23 protein-coding genes are annotated in these 23,642 nt (G+C 38.8%); 19 read left to right on the forward strand and 4 right to left on the reverse strand.

What is annotated here, in order from left to right:
* Positions 1 to 97: 97 nt before the first annotated feature.
* From thrC to thrA, 4 genes are all read right to left on the reverse strand, one after another.
* The gene (thrC, locus tag AC1DNH_RS09990; RefSeq protein ID WP_477625357.1) at positions 98 to 1,405 is read right to left on the reverse strand and encodes a threonine synthase; all 1,308 of its coding nucleotides are present in this window, start codon (positions 1,403 to 1,405) and stop codon (positions 98 to 100) included.
* A gap of 88 nt (positions 1,406 to 1,493) precedes the next feature.
* Entirely contained in the window at positions 1,494 to 2,429 is a 936-nt protein-coding gene (locus tag AC1DNH_RS09995) for a homoserine kinase (RefSeq protein WP_477578710.1), read from the reverse strand.
* Between the two features lie 15 nt (positions 2,430 to 2,444).
* A complete protein-coding gene (locus AC1DNH_RS10000; RefSeq protein WP_477578708.1) occupies positions 2,445 to 2,903 on the reverse strand; it encodes a DinB family protein in 459 nt (152 codons plus the stop codon).
* A gap of 4 nt (positions 2,904 to 2,907) precedes the next feature.
* Positions 2,908 to 5,361: a bifunctional aspartate kinase/homoserine dehydrogenase I gene (gene thrA, locus AC1DNH_RS10005; protein ID WP_477578706.1), complete on the reverse strand. Its 2,454-nt coding sequence runs from the start codon at positions 5,359 to 5,361 to the stop codon at positions 2,908 to 2,910.
* A 1,450-nt stretch (positions 5,362 to 6,811) separates the two neighbouring features.
* Between thrA and pckA the strand changes: the two genes are divergently transcribed.
* From pckA to nuoK, 19 genes are all read left to right on the forward strand, one after another.
* On the forward strand, positions 6,812 to 8,407 hold the full coding sequence (gene pckA / locus AC1DNH_RS10010) for a phosphoenolpyruvate carboxykinase (ATP) (RefSeq protein ID WP_477625358.1): 1,596 nt from the start codon (positions 6,812 to 6,814) through the stop codon (positions 8,405 to 8,407).
* A gap of 298 nt (positions 8,408 to 8,705) precedes the next feature.
* Entirely contained in the window at positions 8,706 to 9,536 is an 831-nt protein-coding gene (locus tag AC1DNH_RS10015; RefSeq protein WP_057931433.1) for a MotA/TolQ/ExbB proton channel family protein, read from the forward strand.
* Between the two features lie 78 nt (positions 9,537 to 9,614).
* The gene (locus AC1DNH_RS10020; protein WP_477578702.1) at positions 9,615 to 10,229 is read left to right on the forward strand and encodes a biopolymer transporter ExbD; all 615 of its coding nucleotides are present in this window, start codon (positions 9,615 to 9,617) and stop codon (positions 10,227 to 10,229) included.
* A 3-nt stretch (positions 10,230 to 10,232) separates the two neighbouring features.
* Positions 10,233 to 10,739: an ExbD/TolR family protein gene (locus AC1DNH_RS10025; protein WP_138819651.1), complete on the forward strand. Its 507-nt coding sequence runs from the start codon at positions 10,233 to 10,235 to the stop codon at positions 10,737 to 10,739.
* 18 nt (positions 10,740 to 10,757) lie between these two features.
* The gene (locus tag AC1DNH_RS10030; protein ID WP_215129967.1) at positions 10,758 to 11,576 is read left to right on the forward strand and encodes an energy transducer TonB; all 819 of its coding nucleotides are present in this window, start codon (positions 10,758 to 10,760) and stop codon (positions 11,574 to 11,576) included.
* Positions 11,577 to 11,818: 242 nt separating this feature from the next.
* The gene (locus AC1DNH_RS10035) at positions 11,819 to 12,724 is read left to right on the forward strand and encodes a PstS family phosphate ABC transporter substrate-binding protein (RefSeq protein WP_477607783.1); all 906 of its coding nucleotides are present in this window, start codon (positions 11,819 to 11,821) and stop codon (positions 12,722 to 12,724) included.
* 223 nt (positions 12,725 to 12,947) lie between these two features.
* Positions 12,948 to 14,525, forward strand: coding sequence for a tetratricopeptide repeat protein (locus AC1DNH_RS10040; RefSeq protein ID WP_477625359.1), 1,578 nt, complete (start codon positions 12,948 to 12,950; stop codon positions 14,523 to 14,525).
* Between the two features lie 81 nt (positions 14,526 to 14,606).
* Complete coding sequence (locus AC1DNH_RS10045) at positions 14,607 to 14,978, forward strand: NADH-quinone oxidoreductase subunit A (protein ID WP_057931428.1); 372 nt, start codon at positions 14,607 to 14,609, stop codon at positions 14,976 to 14,978.
* A gap of 228 nt (positions 14,979 to 15,206) precedes the next feature.
* Entirely contained in the window at positions 15,207 to 15,749 is a 543-nt protein-coding gene (locus AC1DNH_RS10050) for an NADH-quinone oxidoreductase subunit B (RefSeq protein WP_108197409.1), read from the forward strand.
* Positions 15,749 to 16,249 (forward strand): NADH-quinone oxidoreductase subunit C, encoded by a 501-nt coding sequence (locus AC1DNH_RS10055; RefSeq protein WP_215129975.1) that lies wholly within the window; start codon positions 15,749 to 15,751, stop codon positions 16,247 to 16,249. The genes AC1DNH_RS10050 and AC1DNH_RS10055 overlap by 1 nt, the downstream gene beginning before the upstream one ends.
* Positions 16,250 to 16,252: 3 nt before the next feature.
* On the forward strand, positions 16,253 to 17,467 hold the full coding sequence (locus AC1DNH_RS10060) for an NADH-quinone oxidoreductase subunit D (protein WP_477581928.1): 1,215 nt from the start codon (positions 16,253 to 16,255) through the stop codon (positions 17,465 to 17,467).
* Positions 17,460 to 17,975, forward strand: coding sequence for an NADH-quinone oxidoreductase subunit NuoE family protein (locus AC1DNH_RS10065; RefSeq protein WP_477581929.1), 516 nt, complete (start codon positions 17,460 to 17,462; stop codon positions 17,973 to 17,975). Before AC1DNH_RS10060 ends, AC1DNH_RS10065 begins: the two co-directional genes overlap by 8 nt.
* Before the next feature lie 75 nt (positions 17,976 to 18,050).
* Positions 18,051 to 19,418 carry an NADH-quinone oxidoreductase subunit NuoF gene (gene nuoF, locus AC1DNH_RS10070; protein WP_477581931.1) on the forward strand — a complete coding sequence of 456 codons (1,368 nt, stop codon included), beginning with the start codon at positions 18,051 to 18,053 and terminating at the stop codon, positions 19,416 to 19,418.
* 87 nt (positions 19,419 to 19,505) lie between these two features.
* Positions 19,506 to 20,042: an ORF6N domain-containing protein gene (locus AC1DNH_RS10075; protein WP_477581933.1), complete on the forward strand. Its 537-nt coding sequence runs from the start codon at positions 19,506 to 19,508 to the stop codon at positions 20,040 to 20,042.
* A gap of 72 nt (positions 20,043 to 20,114) precedes the next feature.
* The gene (locus AC1DNH_RS10080) at positions 20,115 to 21,125 is read left to right on the forward strand and encodes an NADH-quinone oxidoreductase subunit G (protein ID WP_477581935.1); all 1,011 of its coding nucleotides are present in this window, start codon (positions 20,115 to 20,117) and stop codon (positions 21,123 to 21,125) included.
* On the forward strand, positions 21,125 to 22,162 hold the full coding sequence (gene nuoH / locus AC1DNH_RS10085; protein WP_029274749.1) for an NADH-quinone oxidoreductase subunit NuoH: 1,038 nt from the start codon (positions 21,125 to 21,127) through the stop codon (positions 22,160 to 22,162). Before AC1DNH_RS10080 ends, nuoH begins: the two co-directional genes overlap by 1 nt.
* Positions 22,163 to 22,164: 2 nt before the next feature.
* Complete coding sequence (locus AC1DNH_RS10090; RefSeq protein WP_025146332.1) at positions 22,165 to 22,668, forward strand: NuoI/complex I 23 kDa subunit family protein; 504 nt, start codon at positions 22,165 to 22,167, stop codon at positions 22,666 to 22,668.
* Positions 22,669 to 22,796: 128 nt separating this feature from the next.
* Complete coding sequence (locus tag AC1DNH_RS10095; protein WP_029274747.1) at positions 22,797 to 23,300, forward strand: NADH-quinone oxidoreductase subunit J family protein; 504 nt, start codon at positions 22,797 to 22,799, stop codon at positions 23,298 to 23,300.
* Entirely contained in the window at positions 23,300 to 23,629 is a 330-nt protein-coding gene (nuoK, locus tag AC1DNH_RS10100) for an NADH-quinone oxidoreductase subunit NuoK (protein ID WP_029274746.1), read from the forward strand. Before AC1DNH_RS10095 ends, nuoK begins: the two co-directional genes overlap by 1 nt.
* The last annotated feature ends 13 nt before the right edge of the window (positions 23,630 to 23,642 follow it).

Genomic DNA, 23,642 nt, shown 5'->3' on the forward strand with positions numbered 1-23,642 from the left:
ATTCCCGCGCAGGCGGGAATCTTAATGCCTGTTACTTGCATTAGGATTCCCAATCAAGTTGACAATGATCAGACTTCGAAATAACAATGTATACTTATTATCCTTTAAGCAAATAACTTTTAAATCCTTCAAAATCCACATCTAACTGATCTGCATGTTTTGGTTTACTTTCCAAAGCTTTTACCTGTTCAGGGATTTCGATTTTAGCTGCAATATCTGCAGGGAAAATATCAGGGAACTTACAAGCGTGTGCCGTAGATAAGAAAACTGCGGCACTTTGGTCTGCAGGATTTTCGTTCCTGTATTTTTCAACTGCTAAATAGGCAATCGCGGTATGCGGACAAGCTACATAGTTTAACTTGCTGTCAATTTCTTTGATCCCTTCCAATGTTTCATCATCAGTAAAACGATAAGAGGTAACCACCTTTTTGATGGCTTCTACATCCTGATTAAAAAGATCCATAATGCGTACCCAATTGCTTGGTGCCCCTACATCCATCGCGTTCGAGTAGGTTTGTGTAGATGGTTTCGCTTCATATACGCCACTCTCTAAAAAGCGCGGAACGGTATCGTTAACATTAGTAGCAGCGATAAACTGCTTAACGGGTAATCCTAATTTATAGGCCAGTAAACCTGCGCCAATATTTCCGAAATTTCCACTTGGTACTGAAAACACCACGTCTTTAAAACCTTGCTTTTTCAGCTGGGCGTAAGTATTGAAATAATAAAATGTTTGCGGAATTAATCGCGAAATATTAATCGAATTGGCAGAAGTCAATCTAAATTTCGCATTCAACTCATCATCTGCAAAAGCTTGTTTAACCAAAGCCTGGCAGTCATCAAAAGTACCTTTAACTTCAACAGCTCTGATGTTTTCGCCGTTGGTGGTTAACTGCAGTTCCTGTATCGGGCTCACTTTCCCCTCAGGGTAAAGAATAGTTACTCTGGTGTTCGGCACACCCAAGAAACCCAAAGCTACTGCGCCACCGGTATCGCCAGAAGTAGCAACCAGAACATCTAAAAGTTGTTCGCCGTCTTTTAAGAAGTAAGCCATCACACGACTCATAAAACGGGCGCCAAAATCTTTAAAGGCCAAAGATGGACCGTGGAACAATTCGAGCACAAAGGTTTTGTTATCTAATTTAACAGCCGGTGCTTCAAAATTAATAGCATCATCAATTAAAGCTTTTAAATCATCTGAAGGGATCTCATCTTTTAATAAAGTTGAAGCTACCTTGTAAGCAATTTCAGGCAGAGAATATTTTTCTATATTCTGGATGAATTCGGGGTCAAGCTGTGGGATTTCAACAGGCATATATAAGCCTTTATCCTGCGGCATGCTGTTAAAAACGGCTTCTTTGAAAGAAACACGTAAGTTTTTATTGTTGGTTGAGTATAGTTTCATTTTTAATGAGGTTGGAGGGTTGAAAGGTTGAAGGTTGGAAGGTTTTGGATGCTTAGCCCTCCACCTTTAAAACCTCTACCTTCCAGCCTTAAGAAATTACTCTCGGTCCTTCCGCGTTAACCGGAGATACGAAAGCTTTGCTGTTAATATTTATTTTATGCAAATGTTGCTGTTGCGATTTTGTTATTTTTCTGGCTGTTTCTTCATCTTGAGTTAATGCGAAAACAGAAGGGCCTGAGCCTGAAATTCCGAAGCCGATTGCGCCGTTCTCCATCGCCAGTTTTCTCATTTCTTCAAAACCAGGTATCAAGATCGAACGTGTTGGTTCTACCAGAACGTCTTTCATGCTCCTTCCAATTAAATCAAAATCATTCATGAACAATCCACTCACTAAACCTGCAACATTTCCCCACTGGGTAACCGCATCTTTTAATGCTACTTTACTGCGGATCATTTGGCGTGCATCTTTGGTCGGTACATCTACCTCTGGATAAACAATTGCCGCATACATGCCGGCAGGCGTAGGTAAAGAAATTACATCAAGCGGTTCGTAACTTCTCACCAGTACAAAACCACCCAACAATGCAGGGGCAACGTTATCGGCATGGCCATAGCCACAGGCAAGTTCTTCGCCTTTCATGGCAAAAGGAACCAGCTCTTTAGTGGTTAATAAGTCGCCCATTAATTTGTTAATGGCAAATAAACCAGCTACTGTACTGGCCGAGCTTGAGCCCAATCCACTGCCAATAGGCATTTTCTTGTGCAGTTCAATTTCTACACCAACATCTAAACGGTTTATATGCTTTAAATAATGTTGAACACTGGCACTTACGGTATTTTTCGCTGCATCTAAAGGCAAACGGCCATCATCACCAGTAATTCTTTTGATCACCACACCAGGTGTATCGGTAAATCGCATTTCAACTTCATCACCAGGTTCGTTTACAGCGAAACCCAGTACATCGAAACCACAAACTACGTTTGCAACGGTTGCCGGAGCGAAAACTTTTATACTATTTTTCATTATTAATTGGCTTAGCTATTTGTTAAGCGTTATTTGGTTTAAATGATATTTCAAATGCACTAAGTAATCATCGATAAAAAAAGAAAGGGTGTGCATTTCTATTTTCCCTTTTCCTGTGTCGCAGGTATTTTGAAGCTTTTCCTCTGGAATATTTTCAATTACCCGGCTAATCTGATAGTTTAATAACTTCCAAAGCATTATAACTTCCGCAATAGCTGCCTCCTGGTAGTTTTGGTAGTTTACCCATTCATCCTGATGATAAATAATTTTAACCCCTTGTTCGTATTGTCCAACAACCAAACGACGGATGTTATTAACTGCACTATCTACCAAATGCCCCAACAGTTCCTTTTTAGACCATTTTAAAAGCTGCGGTTTATTATTCCAGGCCTCATCCGGAATATTTTCGAAATCGATCATCGCCTGATTAACCAGCTGAAGGATCTCGTTCTTTTTGTCTAAAACCGAATTCATCTTGCTACTTATTTAAAGTACCTACGTTAATGATATCCGCAAAAACTCCGGCAGCGGTAACTTCTGCACCAGCACCAGGGCCTTTTACTACCAACGGGCGGGTTTTGTAACGATCGGTTGTAAAAGAGATAATATTATCACTTCCCGAGAGCATATAAAAAGGATGACTGTCGTCAACCATTTGCAGGCTGATTTCTACATTTCCATTTTCAAGCTTACCGATGTAACGCAAAACTTTTCCATCGTTGGCTGCGGTATTCTTTAAATTTTCGAAGTATGCTGCATTCGCCTGTAATTCTGAATAGAAATCTTCAACCGATGTAGCATTTAGGCAGGCTTCTGGCAAAATGTTATCGATTTTTACATCACTGGCTTCTAACGGATAACCAGCATCACGGGCAAGGATCAGCATTTTACGCATAAAATCTTTTCCATTCAAGTCGTCGCGAGGATCTGGTTCAGTATAACCAAGTTCCTGAGCTTCCTTTACAGTTTCGTAAAAACCGGCATCACCTTTAAAATTATTGAAGATGTAAGAAATGGTTCCTGATAAAATCGCTTCAATCCGCGCTACCTTATCACCACTCATCATCAGCTCGCGCAGTGTGCGGATAATCGGCAGGCCTGCGCCAACATTGGTTTCGTAATAAAAATCTACACCAAATTTGCGGGCGGTATCTTTAAATGATTTATACTGGGCGTAATCTGCCGAGTTTCCTTTTTTATTGCAGGTTACTACCGAAATGCTGCTTTCGAATATGCCCTGATAAAATTCTATTGGTGATTCTGCAGCGGTGTTGTCTACAAAAACGCAGTTTGGTAAGTTTAGGGCTTTCATTTTGGCAACAAAACCCGCTAAATCTGCCTGTTCGCCATTTGTATTCAATTCAGTTTCCCAATTTTCTAACGAAAGGCCATCAGGGCTGAAAATCATTTTTCGTGTATTGCTGATGCCCGTTATCTTAACCTGTAAATCGTTATTCGCCGCTAAGAAAGGCATCTGTTCTTTCAGTTGGTTAAACAAGGTTTTGCCAATGTTTCCAGTGCCCAGGCAGAAAACGTTTAATGTTCTTTTCAGGTCGGTAAAGAAAGCGTCGTGCACTGCATTTACTGCTTTCGATAAATCGTCTTTGCTGATGATTACCGAAATGTTGTATTCTGAAGATCCCTGAGCAATAGCCCTTACATTGATACCGTTGCGGCCTAAAGCGCTGAACAAACGTCCGCTCATACCTGGTGTACGTTTCATGTTTTCGCCAACGATGGCCAAAACTGAAAGGTTATTTTCAACTTCCGGAAGTTCTAGTTTTTTAGCGTCTAACTCCAGTTCGAACTCTTTTTTGATTAGAGAAATGGCCTGTGAAGCATCCGTTGGTTTAACAGCGAAAGTAATGCTGTGTTCTGATGAAGACTGGGTAATCAATACTACATTGATCTGTTCGCGCGAAAGTAGTGAGAATAATCTTCCGCTAAAACCTGCCTTACCTACCATACCACTACCCGTTAGGTTAATAATGCTGATGTGATCGATAGAGGAAATTCCTTTTATGGGTAAACTTGATGTTTTAACATCGCTTTTGATATAAGTTCCTGCGAAATCAGGTTCGAAAGTGTTTTTAATCACAATCGGGATTTTCTTCATAAAAGCAGGAATCATTGTTGGCGGATAGATCACTTTCGCCCCAAAATAACTCAGTTCCATGGCTTCGGTGTAGCTTAATTCCGGTAACGAGAAAGCCTTTTTCACAATGCGTGGATCAGCTGTCATCATGCCGTTTACATCCGTCCATATCTCTATTTCTTCGGCATTTAAGGCTGCACCCCATACCGCTGCGGTATAATCAGAGCCACCACGGCCTAAAGTTGTTACCCTGCCTGCTGAATTGCTTGCTATAAACCCAGTAACAAAAAGTACTTTGTCTTTATTTTCCTGGTAAAAATTGTTGATCAGCATTTCAGTCAATTCGGTATCTACTTTCGCCTGACCGAAGTTGCTGTCGGTTTTAATCAGGTCAGAACCGTTAACATAAAGCGCATCGCCGAAATTTTGAGAAGCAATGTGGCTGATCATAAAAGTAGAGCAGCGTTCGCCGTAACTTAAAATCTGATCTTTGGTCTGCAAGCTCAGTTCGCGCAGATTGGCCACAGCCTGTAACAGATCTTCCAATTCGTTAAAAAAGATCTTTAAACGTGTAAACACAGGGTTTTGTGCAGCCGCAGGTAAAAGCGAGCGGATTACAGCAAAGTGTTTTGCTTCGATTTCTTTTAAATGAGCATCGTAATCTTCTCCACGCTCGGCCATTTCGGCTATATCGGTAAGCAAATTGGTTACACCACTCATTGCCGATAATACAACTACCGGGCTGATCTTTTGTTTTTCTTCGCCAACCAGGCGTAAGAGGGTTTTAATGTTCTCGGCCGAACCTACGGATGTGCCGCCGAATTTGAGTACTTTCATTAGTCTATATTGGTTTTAACTGTTTGATGCTGTGCGGATAATTCATGGTTGCTCGTACAGGTTTCATTCAGCATGGGTTTAAAAAAAAAGCGTCCCGACTTTCATCGGGACGCTTTCTGTGTTTTATGTTTTTTCAATTTACAACAAATTAGCCCCGCTGGTTTATACCGGTGGTAATAATAATCGTTGTAATAATCGAAGTGTTAAAATTCATCTTGTCTTTGTGTACTTTGTACACCGTAAAGTAGGAGATTATTTTTTTAAAATGCAAATGTTTTTTGATTTTTATTTCGAAATTTCTATTAAAACGTTTAATTAGATAAGATAGCCGCATTTTCTGAACCCGAAACCAAATCATTCCCACTTTGAGGGCTGCTCGCAGGGTGGGGTTGTTGGTAAGCGGTTTTAAATATTAGAAAAGGTGCTGTCGTAATTCTTCGGGTACGGCAGCCCTGCTAACCGCTATAGTCCCGATGGTGGTGCTGTTTTGTTGTTGGTGAGATCGGGAGCTGCCGCTTTTATCAGGTTTAGTTAAATTTGGGTTGTGGTACTATTTAAGTTGGTTACCTTTCCAGCGTATAATTCCCCTCCTTTGGCCTATCATGTGGACACATCTTTTGGTTTGGGTTTTTATGCGTTTTGCTAACCAACTTTAATAAAGCAAAGGTTTTACCGAAGAACGCGGTCAATCCCAAGTGGCGGAGAAATCAAAAAAACAGTTGCACAAAAGAAAAAATAGTACTACCAAGCCTTAAACGCAGTGGTTTTGTGTTCATAAAGGGTGCTTCAAAATGTTAGGAAAATTGAACACAAACCCCGAAGGGCTCAATCAGCCCAAAGAAAACACAAACACAAACTGATTAAACGAAGTGCCGCTGTTTTTTTGATGTGCTTGGATTGTGCTGAGCCGCCTTGCTGGATTGACAAAGCGCTTTGGGTACTTTGGCGCTCCAAAATGCGCTAGCATTCTTGAGCACAAATAAAAATAACATGATCTGCGAAAAACTACCATGCCCCGCGGCAAAGAGCGAAAAAAAATGACATTTGTGCCTTCTTAAGAGATCAAGGCCAGTTAATAGCAGGAAAGATGCTGAAATAAATTCAGCATGACGATCGCCTTAGGCATAAGGAACTAAAAACAAATTAGATTAAAAAAGATGTGTCCACACGATAGCTCCTCTGGCGGGGTGGCCAATATTTAATCATTTAACAAACCGTCATAAACTTAAAGCCTTGTCAATTAAAAGTTTAGACCAGCTAAAACCGTTTAACAAATTTTACTTAGTGTAATTTTTTAATTTTTTTTACCTTGTAAAATAGCTTGTAAATATCTGTAAATAAAATGTTTACATAATAGTGTATTTGCTACAATATGTAAAAAATTACGCTTCAAAACTAGTTTTTGTGGAAGATAAGTATTTACCTTTGCTGTACTAACTAACTTATTGTTATGAGCAAAAAGAAACTGCAAACGCCAGATTTAAGCTATTTAAATCTAGGCGGAAACATTGCTGTAAAGTACCAATTATCTCCAACGGAATTAATTGATGATGCCTTATTAAATAAAGAAGGTACGCTGGCTGCTTCAGGAGCGCTGGCGGTTGATACCGGAAAGTTTACCGGACGTTCTCCTAAAGACCGTTTTATTGTATGCGACGAAGTAACCGAAGATCAGGTTTGGTGGGGCGATGTAAACATTAGAATTTCTCCGGAGAAATTCGATCAGCTGTTTTATAAGCTAACAAATTACCTTGAAGATAAGAAAATCTATGTCCGCGATTCTTCGGCCTGTGCCAACCCGGATTACGATATATCCATTCGGGTAATTACAGAAACTGCTTATCAGAATCTTTTTGCTCATCATTTGTTTATCCGCCCTGAAGAGGATCGTTTGGGGACCACACCAGAGTGGACCATCATTGCTGCGCCAGGTTTTTTGGCCGATCCGGCTATTGACGGAACCAGACAGGAAAACTTCTCCATCATCAATTTCACCAGGAAAATGATTTTGATCGGGGGAACTGGCTATACCGGCGAAATTAAAAAAGGAATTTTTTCTGTTTTAAACTTTATCCTGCCAGTATATAAGAATACGCTATCCATGCACTGTTCGGCCAATGTGGGCAAAAATGGCGATACCGCTATATTCTTCGGCTTGTCAGGGACTGGAAAAACCACCTTGTCTGCCGATCCCGAAAGAGGATTGATCGGTGATGATGAACATGGCTGGGGTAAAGATTCTGTATTTAATTTCGAAGGCGGTTGCTATGCAAAATGCGTAGACTTAACCGAAGAGAAAGAGCCTCAGATCTTTAAGGCGATCAAATTTGGCTCGTTGCTGGAGAATATTAATTTTTTTCCAGGTACAAAGGAGGTTGATTATAGCAATATCAGTAAAACGGAAAATACCCGCGTGGCTTACCCTATAGATTATATTGACAATGCGATTTTACCATCAATAGCGGCTGTTCCGAAAAATATCTTTTTCTTAACTGCAGATGCGTTTGGCGTATTGCCTCCAATTTCAAAATTGAATGTAGAACAAGCCATGTTCCACTTTATGAGCGGATATACAGCCAAGGTTGCAGGAACAGAAACAGGGGTGACAGAACCTCAGTTAACGTTTTCGGCTTGCTTTGGTAAAGCCTTCTTGCCATTGCACCCATCTAGATATGCCGCACTATTGGGCGAGAAGATGGAAAAACACCAGGTAAACGTATGGTTAGTAAATACGGGTTGGAGCGGTGGAGCTTACGGAGTAGGTAAAAGGATGAAATTAAGTTATACCAGAGCGATGATTACGGCAGCGTTAAATGGAGACTTGGATCATAATAAATATAAGCAACACCACGTATTTAAATTGATGATGCCGTTAAATTGTCCTGGGGTACCGGACGAAATTTTAGACCCCTCTAAAACATGGAGCAATCAGGAAGAATACTTTTTGAAAGCCTTCGAACTGTCGGATGCCTTTACAGAGAATTTCAAGCAGTTCGAACTGACAAAAGTACCAAAAAGCAGACACGAAGCGTTAAAATTATGTTAAATGCACTTTAAAATGCATTTTTTGAGCAAAAAATTTGCAATTCGATTTTTTTTTAGTTTTTATTGTGAAAGAATTGCCTCGGCTGGGGCAATTTTTTTGTTATACACCCTAGGTGATTTACCGAAACTAAATTCTAAGTAACGATTTAATTGCTTATTGATTTATTAATTTGTAATTTAAAATCAATTTATAAATTTGTTTTTCGCAACAATTTCGGATATGAAACGTTGAGTGTAGTACAAAAGAAAAAAACAGCTAAAAATTAAAAACAAGAACTAAAACTAAAATTTCAAAAAAAATGGCAAACGCACCAAAACCAACAACTGTTAAAAAAGAGAGCTCTTCTAGTGCTTCAAATGTATTTGCAACATTCGTTATTCCAATTTGTATTATCATTGGATTCTGTGTTTGGAGATTCGTATTCGGAGAAGGAAGTAACTTTATCGATGGTGACAGAGAAAAATTACCATTACCTGGTAACTATCTTGGAACAGCTTACAAAGGAGGTCCTATCGTAGCGATCTTAGTTGGATTACTATTAGTAGTAATTGTATTCTCTATCGAACGTTTCATCGTTATTGGTAAAGCAAGTGGAAAATCTAGCTTAGATACTTTCATTCGCAAAGTACAAGGTTTATTAAGCGCAGGTAACATCGAAGCAGCAAAAGCTGAGTGTGATAAACAAGAAGGTTCAGTTGCTAACGTAATTAAATCTGGCTTGAAAAAATACAGTGAAGTTGAAGCAGATACCAATATGGATGTTGAGCAATCAATCGTTGCAATCCAAAAAGAGGTTGAAGAAGCTACAGCTTTAGAAATGCCAATGTTAGAGCAAAACTTAACTGTAATTGCAACTTTGGTATCAATTGGTACATTAGTAGGTTTATTGGGTACAGTAACAGGTATGATCCGTGCATTCGCCGGTTTAGCAAACTCTGGTGCACCAGATCAGTCAGCATTAGCGGTAGGTATCTCTGAGGCGTTGATCAATACTGCAACAGGTATCTTGGTTTCTACTGTGGCAATTATCATGTATAACGTATTAACTTCTAAAATTGACAAGTTAACTTACGCTATCGATGAAGCTGGTTTCAGCATCGTTCAAACATACGCTAGTTCGCATAAATAAGAATTTTGAAAAAATTTTTACCGGCTTTATGGAAAACCGGAAAAAAGATCATCATTATTAAAACTAGTAAAAAATATTATGCCTAGAATTAAAGTTAAAAGAACAAGTACAGTAACAGATATGACCGCCATGTGTGATGTGGCGTCATTGTTACTTACTTTCTTCATCTTAACTGCTACAGCGAGGCAACCAGAACCACTAGCCGTTTCTACACCTTCATCTACATATGAGTTTAAGGTGCCGGTAGAAAACAATGCGATATTAACCATCGGGCAGGGTAAAGTTTTCTTCGAAGTAGCAGGTACAAAAGTGAGAGCGAAAACATTAGAACTAATGGGCGAACAGTATAAAATATCGTTCACTCCGTTAGAAATACAACGTTTCTCCAATATCGGGAGTTTCGGTGTACCGATCCAGAGTTTAAAATCTCTTATTGCCTTGAACGGTGCTGACCGTATGAAACCAGGGGTACAACCTGGCATACCTTCAGATTCGACTGACAATCAGTTAAATGATTGGGTGTTAAATGCCCGTCGAGCAACTAAGGAGCTTAATAATCAGGATATGCGCATCAGTATTAAAGGTGATGCTAAAGAAGAATATCCGGTAGTTAAAAAGATTATTGATGTACTTCAGAAACAAAGTGTAAACAAGTTTTTATTGGTTACCAACTCTGAAGCTAAAAAGAAATAAGAAATGGCAGAATTAAACACAGGCGGGAAGAAAGCCACCCCAAGGGTTGATATGACTCCGATGGTGGATCTAATGTTTCTTTTGGTAACATTCTTTATCTTAACAACAGTAATCTCTACGCCGCAAGCGATGGATATTGCAAAGCCAGATAAAAACGAAAAGTTACCTGAGAACAGATTGGAGCTGAAAGCAAGTAAAACAATGACTATTTTGTTGGGTAAAAGCAATAAGGTAGCATGGTATATGGGAGTAGCTGGCGAAAGCGCACCAACTATAGAATCTGGTTCACAAATCGAAGATGCTATTGTTAAAAATAGAAAAGCAGCTGATGCCTCAGGCGTTGCTGGAGACTTTGTTGTACTGGTAAAACCAACATCAGGTTCTACATTCCAAAACTTTGTAGACATCATGGATGAGTTGGAAATTCTTAAAGTTAAGGTTCGTCAGATCGACGATGATAACATCCTTGATAATGAGAAGCAGTTCATGAAAGAAAAAGGAATTTTATAATCAGTAAAACCAATAGTTATGTCGAAGTTAGATATATTCAGAAAAGAATGGCTTGAAGTGGTTTTTGCGGATAAAAACAAAACCTACGGTGCGTATCAGTTGCGTAAAAGCAATGGTGCCAACACCTCAAAAGCATTAATTATCGGCTCTATTATATTTATTGTGTTATTTTTCTCTCCTAAAATCTATAGCCTGATTAAAGGCTCAATGGATCATGAAGATGAGCAATTAAAAGCACAAGAAGTAATTTTAGCGCCACCACCACCAGTAGATCCTAAAACACCGCCACCACCACCGGTAGAGCCACCTCCACCAAAAGTTGACCAGGTGAAAATGCCACCTCCAATTGTAAAACCAGATATCGAGGTTCGTGATGAACCACCTACGGTTGAAAAATTGAAGGAAGCAGATCCAGGGCAGAGAGATATCAAAGGTGATCCAACAGCTGATATTGTTATCGCTGAACCAGTAGGTGAAGGACCAAAAAGAGAAGCTGCTGTTGCGGTTGATGATAATAAAGTTTACGACTTTGTTAGTATCGAGAAACAACCAGAATTCCCAGGAGGTATCTCTAAGTTTTATGGATACTTAAGTAAAGCAATAAAGTACCCTCCAATGGCACAAGAAAATAACGTTCAAGGTAAAGTATTTTTATCTTTCGTTGTTGAAAAAGATGGTAAATTAACTGATATCACAGTTACCCGTGGTTTGGGTAGCGGAACTGATGAAGAAGCCATCCGTGTATTGAAAGCTAGTCCACGTTGGAACCCAGGTATCCAGAATGGTAAGCCGGTAAGGGTAAAATACAACATCAACGTTAACTTTACATTGAACTAATAGTAGATGTTAAATTTTGATATTTTTAAGCAAAAATCGCCTAAACAGCGGTTTTTGCTCATTTTAGGCCTTGTCATGTTCGTTTTCTATGTGGTATTGGGCTTTGCATTTATATTTTACGAACCAATTGCCCTGCGATTAAGCACTATTCCGCAATGGGGGCGCATCGCAATCGGTATCTTCTTAATTATTTATGCATTTGTAAGACTTTTAAGCCTTGGAAGGCGCGACTAATCAGCTCAATGAAAAATTTCCTTTTAATATTTTGTGTACTAGCTTTACTTGTATCCTGCAAACGCAAAAATAAAGCCAATGCAGTTAAAGAAACCAGAACAAGCGGTACCTTAAAAATATTGGTTGATGAAAGTGTTGGACCGATTGTTCAGGATCAGATCGATATTTTTAGTTTGGATTATCCGGATGCAAAATTTCAGACAACGGTAAAACCTGAAGAAAAATTATTGCCTGCCTTTCTTAATGATAGTGTAAGGGTAATTGTTTTGCCAAGGTTATTAACCAAAGCAGAAGAAAAGTATTATAACCAGCGTAATATTAAAATCAACTCTTCGCGTTTTGCCATTGATGGTATTGCTTTAATTACCAATCAGGGCAATATCGATAGTACAATTAACGTTAAAGAGGTGATTGATATATTACAGGGGAAGAAGTCAGATAAAAAATTGGTCTTTGATAACGCTTATTCAAGTACCTTTCAATATTTTAAAGAGTTGGCCCATATCAGCCAATTTCCAGCTACAGGTGTTTACTCTAAAAATTCTAGCAAAGAAGTAATTAAACTTATTGCAGAAGATAAAGATTTTATTGGTATTTTGGGCGTGAATTGGATCACGGACAAGGATACAGAGATGAGCGAATACCTTTCTCAGATAAAGGTGCTGGGCGTAAAGAATGTAAAAGGCAAGATAGGAGACGATCAGTTCTATAAACCAACTCAAGATAACTTGATCAACGGTGTTTATCCTTTCTTAAGAAATATAAATATTATAGATTGCGAGGGAAGAGATGGTTTAGGCACAGGATTTGCAACATGGTTAAGAAGTCAGAGGGGACAATTGATTGTACTTAAATCTGGACTTGGCCCGCATAAATTAATGCCAAGACAAATTAACCTGACAAAAGGAAATTAAATTAAAAATTATAAATTGAACCACGAAGTAAATCTAAAGAGACACTTCATTTTTATTAAATAAAAAAACAGAATATCCGATGAAAATTTTAAAGAAAGCAATAACCTTAAATGTAGGTTTGGTGTTGATGGGTTCTGCAGTTTTTGCTCAAGATTTAAATGACGCGAAAAAAGCCATCGACGCGGAGCAGTATCAGAAAGCATCATCAATGCTTAAGTCATTGGTGAGCTCAAAAGCATCAGATGGTAATAACTATTACAATCTTGGTTTGGTTTACTTAAAAACCGGTTACATCGACTCCGCTAGAGCCGTATTTACGAAAGGTGTTACCGCTGATCCAAAAAACAACTTAAACTTAATCGGTTTAGGTGAGGCAGATATGTTATCTAATAACCCAAGTTCTGCTAAAACTAATTTCGACAAGGCAGTAGCTTTGGCGCCGAAAGATTACAAAACTTATTTGTATATCGGTAAAGCCTATTTAGCACAGGATAAACCAAGTGATGATGTATCAAAACCTGATTTTACCAACGCTTTAGCAAACATTACCAAAGCAGATGAGTTAGATTCTAAAGATAAAGATGCTGAAGTTTTCTTAGCACAAGGTGATGCCTATGCGTTACAGAAAAAAAATTCAGAGGCATTAGGTCCATACATGCGTGTTGGTGATGTTGATCCAAACAATAGAAGAGCTAAAACGCAGATTGGTAAAATGTACAAAGAATCTAGGGCTTTTCCTGAAGGTGAAAAAGAGTTACAAGATGTAATTGCTGCTGATGCAAACTATGGCCCTGCTTACCGCGAGTTAGGTGAGTTATATTTACAGTGGAGTAGCTTTGGTGTTGATAAAGAAAAAGCAGCTAAAGGGATTGAGAACTATAAAAAATACATGGATTTAACGGATAAATCTTTGGAATCTCAATTGCGTTATGCTCAATTTTTATTCTACGCAAAAGATTTCAAAACCTTAGAGCAGGTAGCCACTTCTTTGCAAGTTCCAGCAAATAATCCAAAGGCAAATACAGTAGCTAGACTTAAAGGGTGGGCTGCTTATGAGAATAAAAATTATCCAGCAGCTTTAACCAGCATGACTGAGTTTTTTGCCAAGGAAAAGGATAAAACTAGAATCTTAGGAAACGATTATCTTTATTTAGGAAAGTCACAATTGCAAGCTGGTCAAGATAGTTTAGCGGTAAAGAATATTATTGAGGCTGCTAAAATTGATTCAAACAATGCCGACGCTTTAGCGGAAGCTGGTTTAGCTTTAATGAAAGCAAAGAAATATGCTAAATCTGCTGAACTTTTCCAAATGGCTATTAAATATAATCCTAACGGAAAAGGATCGCTTACTAATTACTACTATTTAGGTCAAACTAGATTCTACGAAGCTTACATTGCTCAGAAAGAGAAAAAACCATTTAATACTGCTGCATTAGTTGAGGCAGACTCTGCTTTAAGCCATTTAGCTAAAGTTTCTCCAGAATTTGCTTTAGGATACTTTGTAAGAGGAAGAATTGCAAATTTGGTAGATGACAAAGCTAATCCAAAAGGAACCGGAATACCATACTTTGAAAAATATGTTAGCTTGGTAAAACCTGAAGAAGTAGCTGCAAATAAGACTAACTTATCAGAATCTTATAATAATATTGGCGCTTGGTATTCAGATAAAGATAAAGCTAAGGCTATTGATGCTTTCACTAAAAGTCTGGCATTAGATCCTGCAGACACTTACGCTGCGGCTAGATTAAAAGAGTTACAATCACCTGCACCTGCTGCAAAACCAAAAGCTAAAGGCAAATAATTAAAAGTTAAATAATTTAGAAAAGGCAGAGTTTGGTTACTCTGCCTTTTTCTTTTACTTTTGCATCACAAAATAAAAATTATGCAAGCGCAGAGTTCCTCTATAGATTTTTTACCAATTATATTTCAAGTAATTGTTGCTTTAGGTTTTGTGGTAACCACATTGGTTGCTACCCATTTTTTAGGTCCAAAACGTAAAACAAGCGATAAGTTAGAAACTTTTGAGGCCGGTATTAAATCAGTAGGTAATGCACGTCAGCCTTTCTCTATCAAATATTTCGTAGTAGCCATCTTATTTGTACTGTTCGATGTAGAGGTTATCTTTATGTATCCTTGGGCAGTTAATTTCCGTACATTGCGGATGGATGGAATGATCGAAATGTTCATTTTCATGGGTACTTTGTTGCTAGGTTTTATCTACGTCATCAAGAAAAAAGTTTTAGACTGGAACTAGTCAGTTGGCAGTTCTCAGTTCACAATTGGCAGTTAATAGTTCTCGGTTTAAAAACTGTAAACTGAAAATTGCCAACTGCAAACCGAATGTGTATCACTTACACTAACTTATAGCTGTTTTGGTTATTTAGAAAGGTTCTAAATCGAGTAAAGCTAGTTTGTTTGCCTTTAAAATATTGTAAATTTGTTGCTCATTCTGCAAAGGGATGAGCATTTTTTGTTTATAAACATGAGTGAAATTAATATAGTTGATGCGCCTCCAGGAATAGAAGGATCTGGCTTTTTCGCCACTTCTCTTGATAAAGTGATTGGTTTGGCCCGCTCAAATTCATTATGGCCTTTACCTTTCGCAACTTCTTGTTGTGGAATCGAGTTTATGGCAACCATGGGTTCTCACTACGATCTTGGTCGTTTCGGTGCCGAACGCTTAAGTTTTTCTCCCCGTCAGGCAGATGTTTTAATGGTTATGGGAACTATCGCTAAAAAGATGGCCCCGGTATTAAAGCAGGTTTATATCCAAATGGCAGAGCCGCGTTGGGTAATGGCTGTTGGTGCCTGTGCAAGTAGTGGTGGTATTTTTGATACTTATTCCGTATTGCAGGGTATTGATGAGGTTATTCCGGTGGATGTTTACGTTCCGGGTTGTCCGCCAAGACCTGAAGCCATTTTAGATGGTTTTCAGCGTATTCAGGATTTAGTGAAAAACGAGTCGGGCAGAAGAAGAAATTCTGATTATTACAAAGAACTTTTAGGTCAATACGGCATTAAATAATGGAAGAAACGACACTAAATAATAATATTCTGGCAAAACTTAGCGATAAGTTTGGCGAAAAGGTAACCGGAGTTTCTGAACCATATGGCTTATTAACTTTTGCAACCACCAAAGATGTTATCATCAATGTATTATCGTTCCTTAAAAACGATTTGAGTTTTAATTTCTTGACCGATATTACGGCAGTCCATTATCCTGGTAAAGATCATGGTATTGCAGTGGTTTACCATTTGCACAACATGGTCGAGAAAGTTAGAATCAGGATTAAGGTTTTCATTTCAGAACAAAATCCAACTATCCCTACAGCAACAACTGTTTGGAAAGGTGCCAACTGGATGGAACGCGAAACTTACGATTTGTTCGGGGTTAAATTTGAAGGTCACCCTGATTTACGACGTATTTTAAATATGGACGACTTAGGTGTTCATCCGATGTTGAAACAATATCCATTGGAAGATCCGAACAGAGTAGATAAAAAAGACGAATTTTTTGGAAGGTAAACTATGAATCATAACCATCCGGTATTTACAGATAACGACCCGCAAAGTGAGCTGGTAACCTTAAACTTAGGCCCAACGCACCCTGCAACACACGGCGTTTTTCAAAACGTTTTGCAATTAGATGGCGAACGTATTGTAAGCGGCGTTTCTACCATTGGGTATATCCACCGTGCTTTCGAAAAGATTGCCGAGCATCGCCCATTTTATCAAATTACACCACTTACCGACCGTTTAAACTATTGCTCGTCGCCTATTAATAATATGGGATGGCACATGACGGTTGAGAAGTTGTTAAATATTCAGATGCCGAAACGCGTAGATTACCTTCGGGTAATTATTATGGAGCTTTCGCGTATTGCCGATCACATTATCTGTAACACGATTATTGGTCAGGATACCGGGGCAACAACCACTTTCTTATACCTTTTCCAGTTCCGTGAGCATATTTACGAAATCTTCGAAGAAGTTTGTGGTGCACGTTTAACCACAAATATTGGCCGTATTGGTGGGTTTGAAAGAGATTTCAATGATATCGCCTTTGCTAAAATTGATAAGTTTTTAAAAGAATTCCCTAAAGCGTTAAAAGAGTTCGAAAATCTATTAACACGTAACCGTATTTTTATTGATAGAACGGCTGGTGTTGCAGAAGTAACTAAAGAAGCTGCTTTAGAATATAGCTGGACTGGGCCGCTTTTGCGTGCTACCGGTGTAGATTACGATGTGCGTGTAAGCGATCCATATTCTTCATATCAGGATTTCGACTTTGAAGTTCCGGTAGGTACAAGCGGCGATATTTACGACAGGTATTTAGTGCGTAATGAAGAGATGTGGCAAAGTGTCCGCATTATCGAACAGGCGCTTGTGAAATTAAAAACAGAGCCAAAGGGTATTTTTCATGCCGATGTTCCTGAATTTTACCTCCCTCCAAAACAAGAAGTTTACAATAATATGGAAGCATTAATCTATCACTTCAAAATTGTGATGGGTGAAATTGATGCGCCCAAAGCAGAAGTTTATCATGCCGTAGAAGGCGGAAATGGCGAGTTAGGATTCTATCTGATTAATGATGGAGGCCGTACACCGTACCGTTTACACTTCCGCAGACCAAGTTTTGTAAACTACCAGATGTTTGCACCAATGAGCGAGGGCATGTTATTGTCTGATGCCATTATCAACATGAGTAGTATGAATATTATTGCAGGAGAATTAGATGCTTAAAGTAGAAGAACAAACACCTGTAGTGTTTTCATCAGAATTGCTGGCCAAATTTGATGATGTAAAAAGCCGTTACCCTGAAGGTAAGCACAAATCAGCTTTGTTGCCATTATTGCACTTGGTACAGGCCGAATACCTTTGGGTGAGTACACCAGCGATGGATAAAGTAGCTGAATATTTAAATATTCAGCCAATTGAAGTGTATGAGGTGGCAACATTTTATACCATGTACTTTTTAAAACCACAAGGTAAGTATGCTTTGGAGGTTTGTCGTACCGGCCCTTGTTGCCTGGTTGGTGCCGAAAAAATAATAAGCCACTTGGAAAACAAGTTAGGTGTTAAAGAAGGTGAAGTTACTGCCGATGGTTTATTCAGCTTTAGAGGAGTTGAATGTTTAGCCGCCTGTGGTTTCGGCCCGGTGTTGCAAATTAGCCCGGAATATACTTTCTACGAAAACCTTACCGAAGCAAGTGTAGATAAATTGATTGAAGATTTGAAAAATAAGTCCTAAGTCGAAAGTCTTAAGTCGAGAGTCGTTTTGACTTAAGACTATGGATTATGGACTACAGACTATAGACTAATTAAAATGTCTCGAAAACTGTTACTTGAGCATATAAACGTACCAGGCATCAATACACTTGAAGTCTATCGCCAAAAAGGCGGGTACCGTGCTGTGGAAAAAGCCCTTAAAACTTTAACACCTGAAGAGATTGTTGAAGAAGTTAAGAAATCGGGCTTACGCGGTCGCGGAGGTGCGGGTTTCCCAACCGGGATGAAATGGAGCTTTTTGGCTAAACCAGAAGGTGTTGCGCGTTATTTGGTGTGTAATGCTGATGAATCAGAGCCAGGAACTTTTAAAGACCGTTATTTGATGACTTATATTCCCCATGCATTAATTGAGGGAATGATTGTATCGAGTTTCGCATTGGGTGCCAAGGTCTCTTATATCTATGTACGTGGCGAAATGATGCCTCAGATCCGCATTTTAGAAAAAGCAATTGCTGAGGCTAAAGCTGCAGGATGGTTGGGTAAAAACATTTTAGGAACAGGTTACGATTTAGAATTATATGTTCAGCCAGGCGGCGGCGCTTACATTTGTGGTGAAGAAACTGCTTTGCTAGAATCGCTTGAAGGTAAAAGAGGTAATCCACGGATTAAACCACCATTTCCGGCAATTGCAGGGTTATATGGTTGTCCTACAGTGGTTAACAATGTTGAATCGATTGCTGCAGTGGTACCGATTATCAACGATGGTGGCGATGAATATGCAAAAATTGGTATTGGTAGAAGTACAGGTACAAAATTAATATCAGCGTCGGGTAATTTAGTTAAACCAGGTGTTTACGAAATCGAATTGGGCTTACCGGTAGAAGAATTTATTTATTCAGACGAGTATTGTGGCGGTATTGCCAATGGTAAACGTTTAAAGGCAACGGTTGCAGGCGGATCATCGGTGCCTATTTTACCTGCTAATTTAACCCTGAAATACGCTAACGGCGAACCTCGTTTAATGAGTTACGAATCGTTATCAGAAGGTGGGTTTGCTACAGGAACCATGATGGGTTCAGGTGGTTTTATTGCTTTTGATGAAGATCAGTGTATTGTTCGTAATACCTGGAATTTTGCCCGTTTTTATCACCACGAAAGCTGTGGACAGTGTTCACCTTGCCGCGAAGGTACCGGATGGATGGAAAAAGTGTTACACAAAATCGAACACGGGCACGGTAAAATGGAAGATGTTGATTTATTGTGGGATATTCAACGCAAAATTGAAGGGAATACAATCTGCCCGTTGGGTGATGCAGCAGCCTGGCCGGTAGCCAGCGCAATCCGTCACTTCAGAGATGAATTTGAATGGCATATTAAAGAACCTGTTAAGAGTCAGAGCCAAAATTATGGTATTGCAAATTATGCTATCCCGATTGAGAAAGCTCCGGTAACGGAAGAGAAATAAAATCTTAAGGTCGCAATTTGCGACCAGTTGAATATTTAATTTAAAACCTAAGATCACAATTTGTGATCTTAGAAAATGAACTTGTAAATGCCGAAACAAGAGACATCAATAATTCCTAATGAGGTAATTGTAAACAAAATTTATCTTTTTAGAGGAGTTAAGGTGATGTTAGATTCTGATTTAGCAGAACTCTTTGGCGTTGAGACTAAAAGATTAAAAGAACAAGTTAGAAGAAATATAGAGCGTTTTCCAGAGCACTTTATGTTCGAATTAACAAAAGAAGAAAATGAGGTCTTAAGGTCGCAATTTGCGACCTTAGAACAAGGAAAATACTCAAAGTATCTTCCGTTTGCATTTAGTGAGCATGGTATTTTGCAACTATCAAATGTTTTGAAAAGTAAACAGGCGGTAGAAGTAAGTATTAAAATTATTGATGTGTTTGTACAGCTTAGAACGATGGTTTTAAGCAATACAGAAATAAGATTAGAAGTTGAAAAAATTAAAAAGAAAGTAGATAATCAGGATAAAAATATTGAAGTCATCTTCAGGTATTTTGATGAACTACTAGAACAGAAAGAAAAGCCAAGAAAAGAAATTGGCTATAAAATCTCGAAAGAGAAATAATAAATTGTAAAAAGATTGCTTCGTACCTCGCAATGACGGTAGAAGTATAAAAAATAAAGAATATCATTAACCATGAGTGAAAAAGTTAAGGTTACGATAGATGGGATAACAGTAGAGGTTGATAACGGCACAACCATTCTGAATGCTGCAAGGCAAATCGGAGGGGATATTGTTCCGCCAGCAATGTGCTATTATTCTAAATTACAAGGCAGTGGCGGTAAATGCCGTACCTGTATTGTAAAAGTGACTAAAGGTTCGGAGAAAGATCCTCGCCCAATGCCTAAGTTGGTGGCTTCTTGCCGCACAACCGTAATGGATGGGATGGAAGTGCTTAACATTACTTCACCAGAAGTTTTGGAAGCACGTGCAGGTGTTGTAGAGATCTTATTGATTAATCACCCTTTAGATTGCCCTGTTTGCGATCAGGCAGGAGAGTGTGATTTGCAAAATTTGGGCTACGAGCATGGTTTGCAAAAAACACGTTATGAGTTTGAACGCCGTACTTTCGAGCGTATCGATATAGGTGATAAAATCCAGTTGCACATGAATCGTTGTATTTTGTGCTACCGTTGTGTTTTCACGGCTGATCAGATTACAAACAAACGTGTTCATGGTATTTTAAACCGTGGCGACCATTCCGAAATTTCTACTTACATCACCCAGGCTGTTGATAACGATTTCTCAGGAAACGTAATCGATGTTTGCCCGGTAGGTGCTTTAACCGATAAAACTTTCCGTTTTAAAAACCGTGTTTGGTTTACCAAACCAGTTGATGCACACCGTGATTGCGCTCACGAAAAATGCAACGGTAAAGTAACACTTTGGTATAAAGGAGCAGATGTTTTACGTGTTACCGCACGTAAAGATCAGTTTGGAGAAGTAGAAGAATTTATTTGCAATACTTGCCGCTTCGATAAAAAAGCAACTGCTGATTGGGTAATTGAACATCCAACACACATTGATGATACTTCGGTAATTGCATCTAACCACTACGAAACATTAAAACCTTTGCATGTAATTCAGCCAAATGAGGCATTACAAGCTGCAAATGAAATTGAATTACATAAAACAGTTAAATACTAATGGATAGCGCTTTTGTTATAGAAAAATTTATCCTGGTAGCTGTAATTTTCGGCATCAGTTTAGTTATTGCCATGTATTCTACTTATGCAGAACGTAAAGTTGCTGCATATTTACAAGATCGTTTAGGCCCTGATAGAGCTGGCCCCTTTGGTATTTTACAACCGTTGGCCGATGGATTAAAAATGTTTATGAAAGAGGAAATTATTCCTACCTCATCAAACAGATTTTTATTTATAGCGGGCCCGGGTTTGGCATTGCTTTGTGCCTGTATAGGTACGGCGGTTATCCCGTGGGGCAGCCCTGTTTTAATTGCAGGCAAAACTATTCCTTTACAGGTTTCAGATATCAATGTTGGAGTTTTATACATTTTTGGAGTCGTTTCTTTAGGTGTTTATGGTGTAATGATTGGGGGATGGGCTTCAAACAACAAATACTCTTTGTTAAGTGCTATCCGTGCAGCTTCGCAGAACATCAGTTATGAAATTGCAATGGGATTATCGATCATCGCTTTGCTTTTAATGACGAATACCTTAAGCTTAAAAGAAATCGTTGATCAGCAACATGGTTGGAGATGGAACGTTTTATATCAGCCACTTGGATTCCTAATCTTTATGGTTTGTTCATTTGCAGAAACCAACCGTGCGCCATTCGATTTGCCTGAATGCGAAACGGAATTAATCGGTGGTTACCATACCGAATATTCTTCAATGAAATTAGGTTTTTACCTATTTGCTGAATATATCAATATGTTCGTATCATCAGCAGTGATGGCGGCATTATATTGGGGCGGTTATAATTACCCTGGCATGGATTCGATGGCGGTGTGGTTAGGCCCAACCTGGGCACCACTTTTTGGTACAGCAGTTTTCTTCGGTAAAATATGTGCTTTCATCTTTTTCTTCATGTGGGTACGTTGGACAATCCCTCGTTTCCGTTACGATCAATTGATGAATTTAGGTTGGAAAGGTTTAATACCTTTGGCTATTGCCAATATTATAATAACAGGTGTTGTGATTGCGATTATTGAGAAGTTTTAATTATGGAATCATTAAGTAATAAGAAAAAAGTACTGGAACAAAAGCCATTGAGCTTTATGGAGCGGATGTACCTGCCGGCAATTGCTAAGGGTATGGGCATTACCATCAGTCACTTATTTAAAAAAGAGGCTACTATAAGATATCCTGAAGTAGAGCGCGAATTCTCCACCAACTTTAGAGGGATGCACTCGCTAAAACGCGATGAGAATGGTAAAGAACGTTGTACTGCTTGTGGTTTATGCGCTTTATCTTGTCCAGCTGAAGCCATTACCATGATTGCCGCTGAACGCAAACCTGAGGAGAAAGATTTATACCGCGAAGAAAAATATGCAGCAACTTACGAAATCAATATGTTGCGCTGCATTTTTTGTGGATTATGTGAAGAAGCTTGTCCAAAAGAGGCAATTTACTTAGATGGGCCGATTGTACCAGCTGATTATTTACGTAAGGATTTCATTTACGGAAAAGATAAGTTGGTAGAGGCTCCATTGGAAATGAAAAAATAAAATGATGGTTCGTGAAGACACGAACCATGGTAAATAATCTTAAGCCTCGGTTCGTGTCTTCACGAAACGAAATATAAATAATGGTTTGTGGAGACACAAACCATGGAACATAAATAAACAATTAATTAATGAGTACACAAGTATTCTATTTCGTAGCCACATTAAGTATCATCTTTTCGCTGATGGTGATTTTTGCAAAAAATCCGATCCACAGTGTATTGTACTTAATCCTTACCTTTTTTACCTTCACTGTACACTATGTGCTATTAAACGCACAGTTTTTAGCGGTGGTAAACTTTATCGTTTACATGGGGGCCATAATGGTATTGTTTCTTTTTGTACTGATGCTACTTAACCTGAACAAAGAAACTGAACCGAGTAAATCGCCACTGATCAAAATCGTAGGTGTAATTGCTGGCGGTTGTTTGGTTGTAACCTTAATTGGTTCTTTAAAATCAGCAAGTATTACCAGTCCATTGATTTTGAAAAATCCAGGATTAGGGTTGGTAGAAAATCTAGGTAAGGAGCTTTTTGGCCCATTCTTATTGCCTTTCGAATTGTCATCTCTGTTATTATTGGCAGCAATGGTTGGAGCCGTTTTATTATCTAAAAGAGATGAGGTAGAAGCATAATGGAAAATTTATTCACACAAGCAGCAGGCGTTCCGCTAAACCACTACATCTATTTAAGTGCCATTATTTTTTCTATTGGTGTAATAGGCGTACTTACCCGCAGAAATGCCATTGTAATTTTTATGTCGGTTGAGCTGATGCTAAATGCGGTTAATTTACTTTTAACAGCATTTTCGGTTCATAACAATGACCCATCAGGGCAGGTTTTCGTATTCTTCATTATGGCTTTGGCAGCTGCAGAGGTTGCAGTAGGCCTGGCAATTATCGTAATGGTTTACAGAAATACGAAATCAGTAGATATTAATGTTTTAAATCGCCTTAAGTGGTAAATATATAATAAGA

Source organism: Pedobacter sp. 01N310 (genome assembly GCF_056399805.1).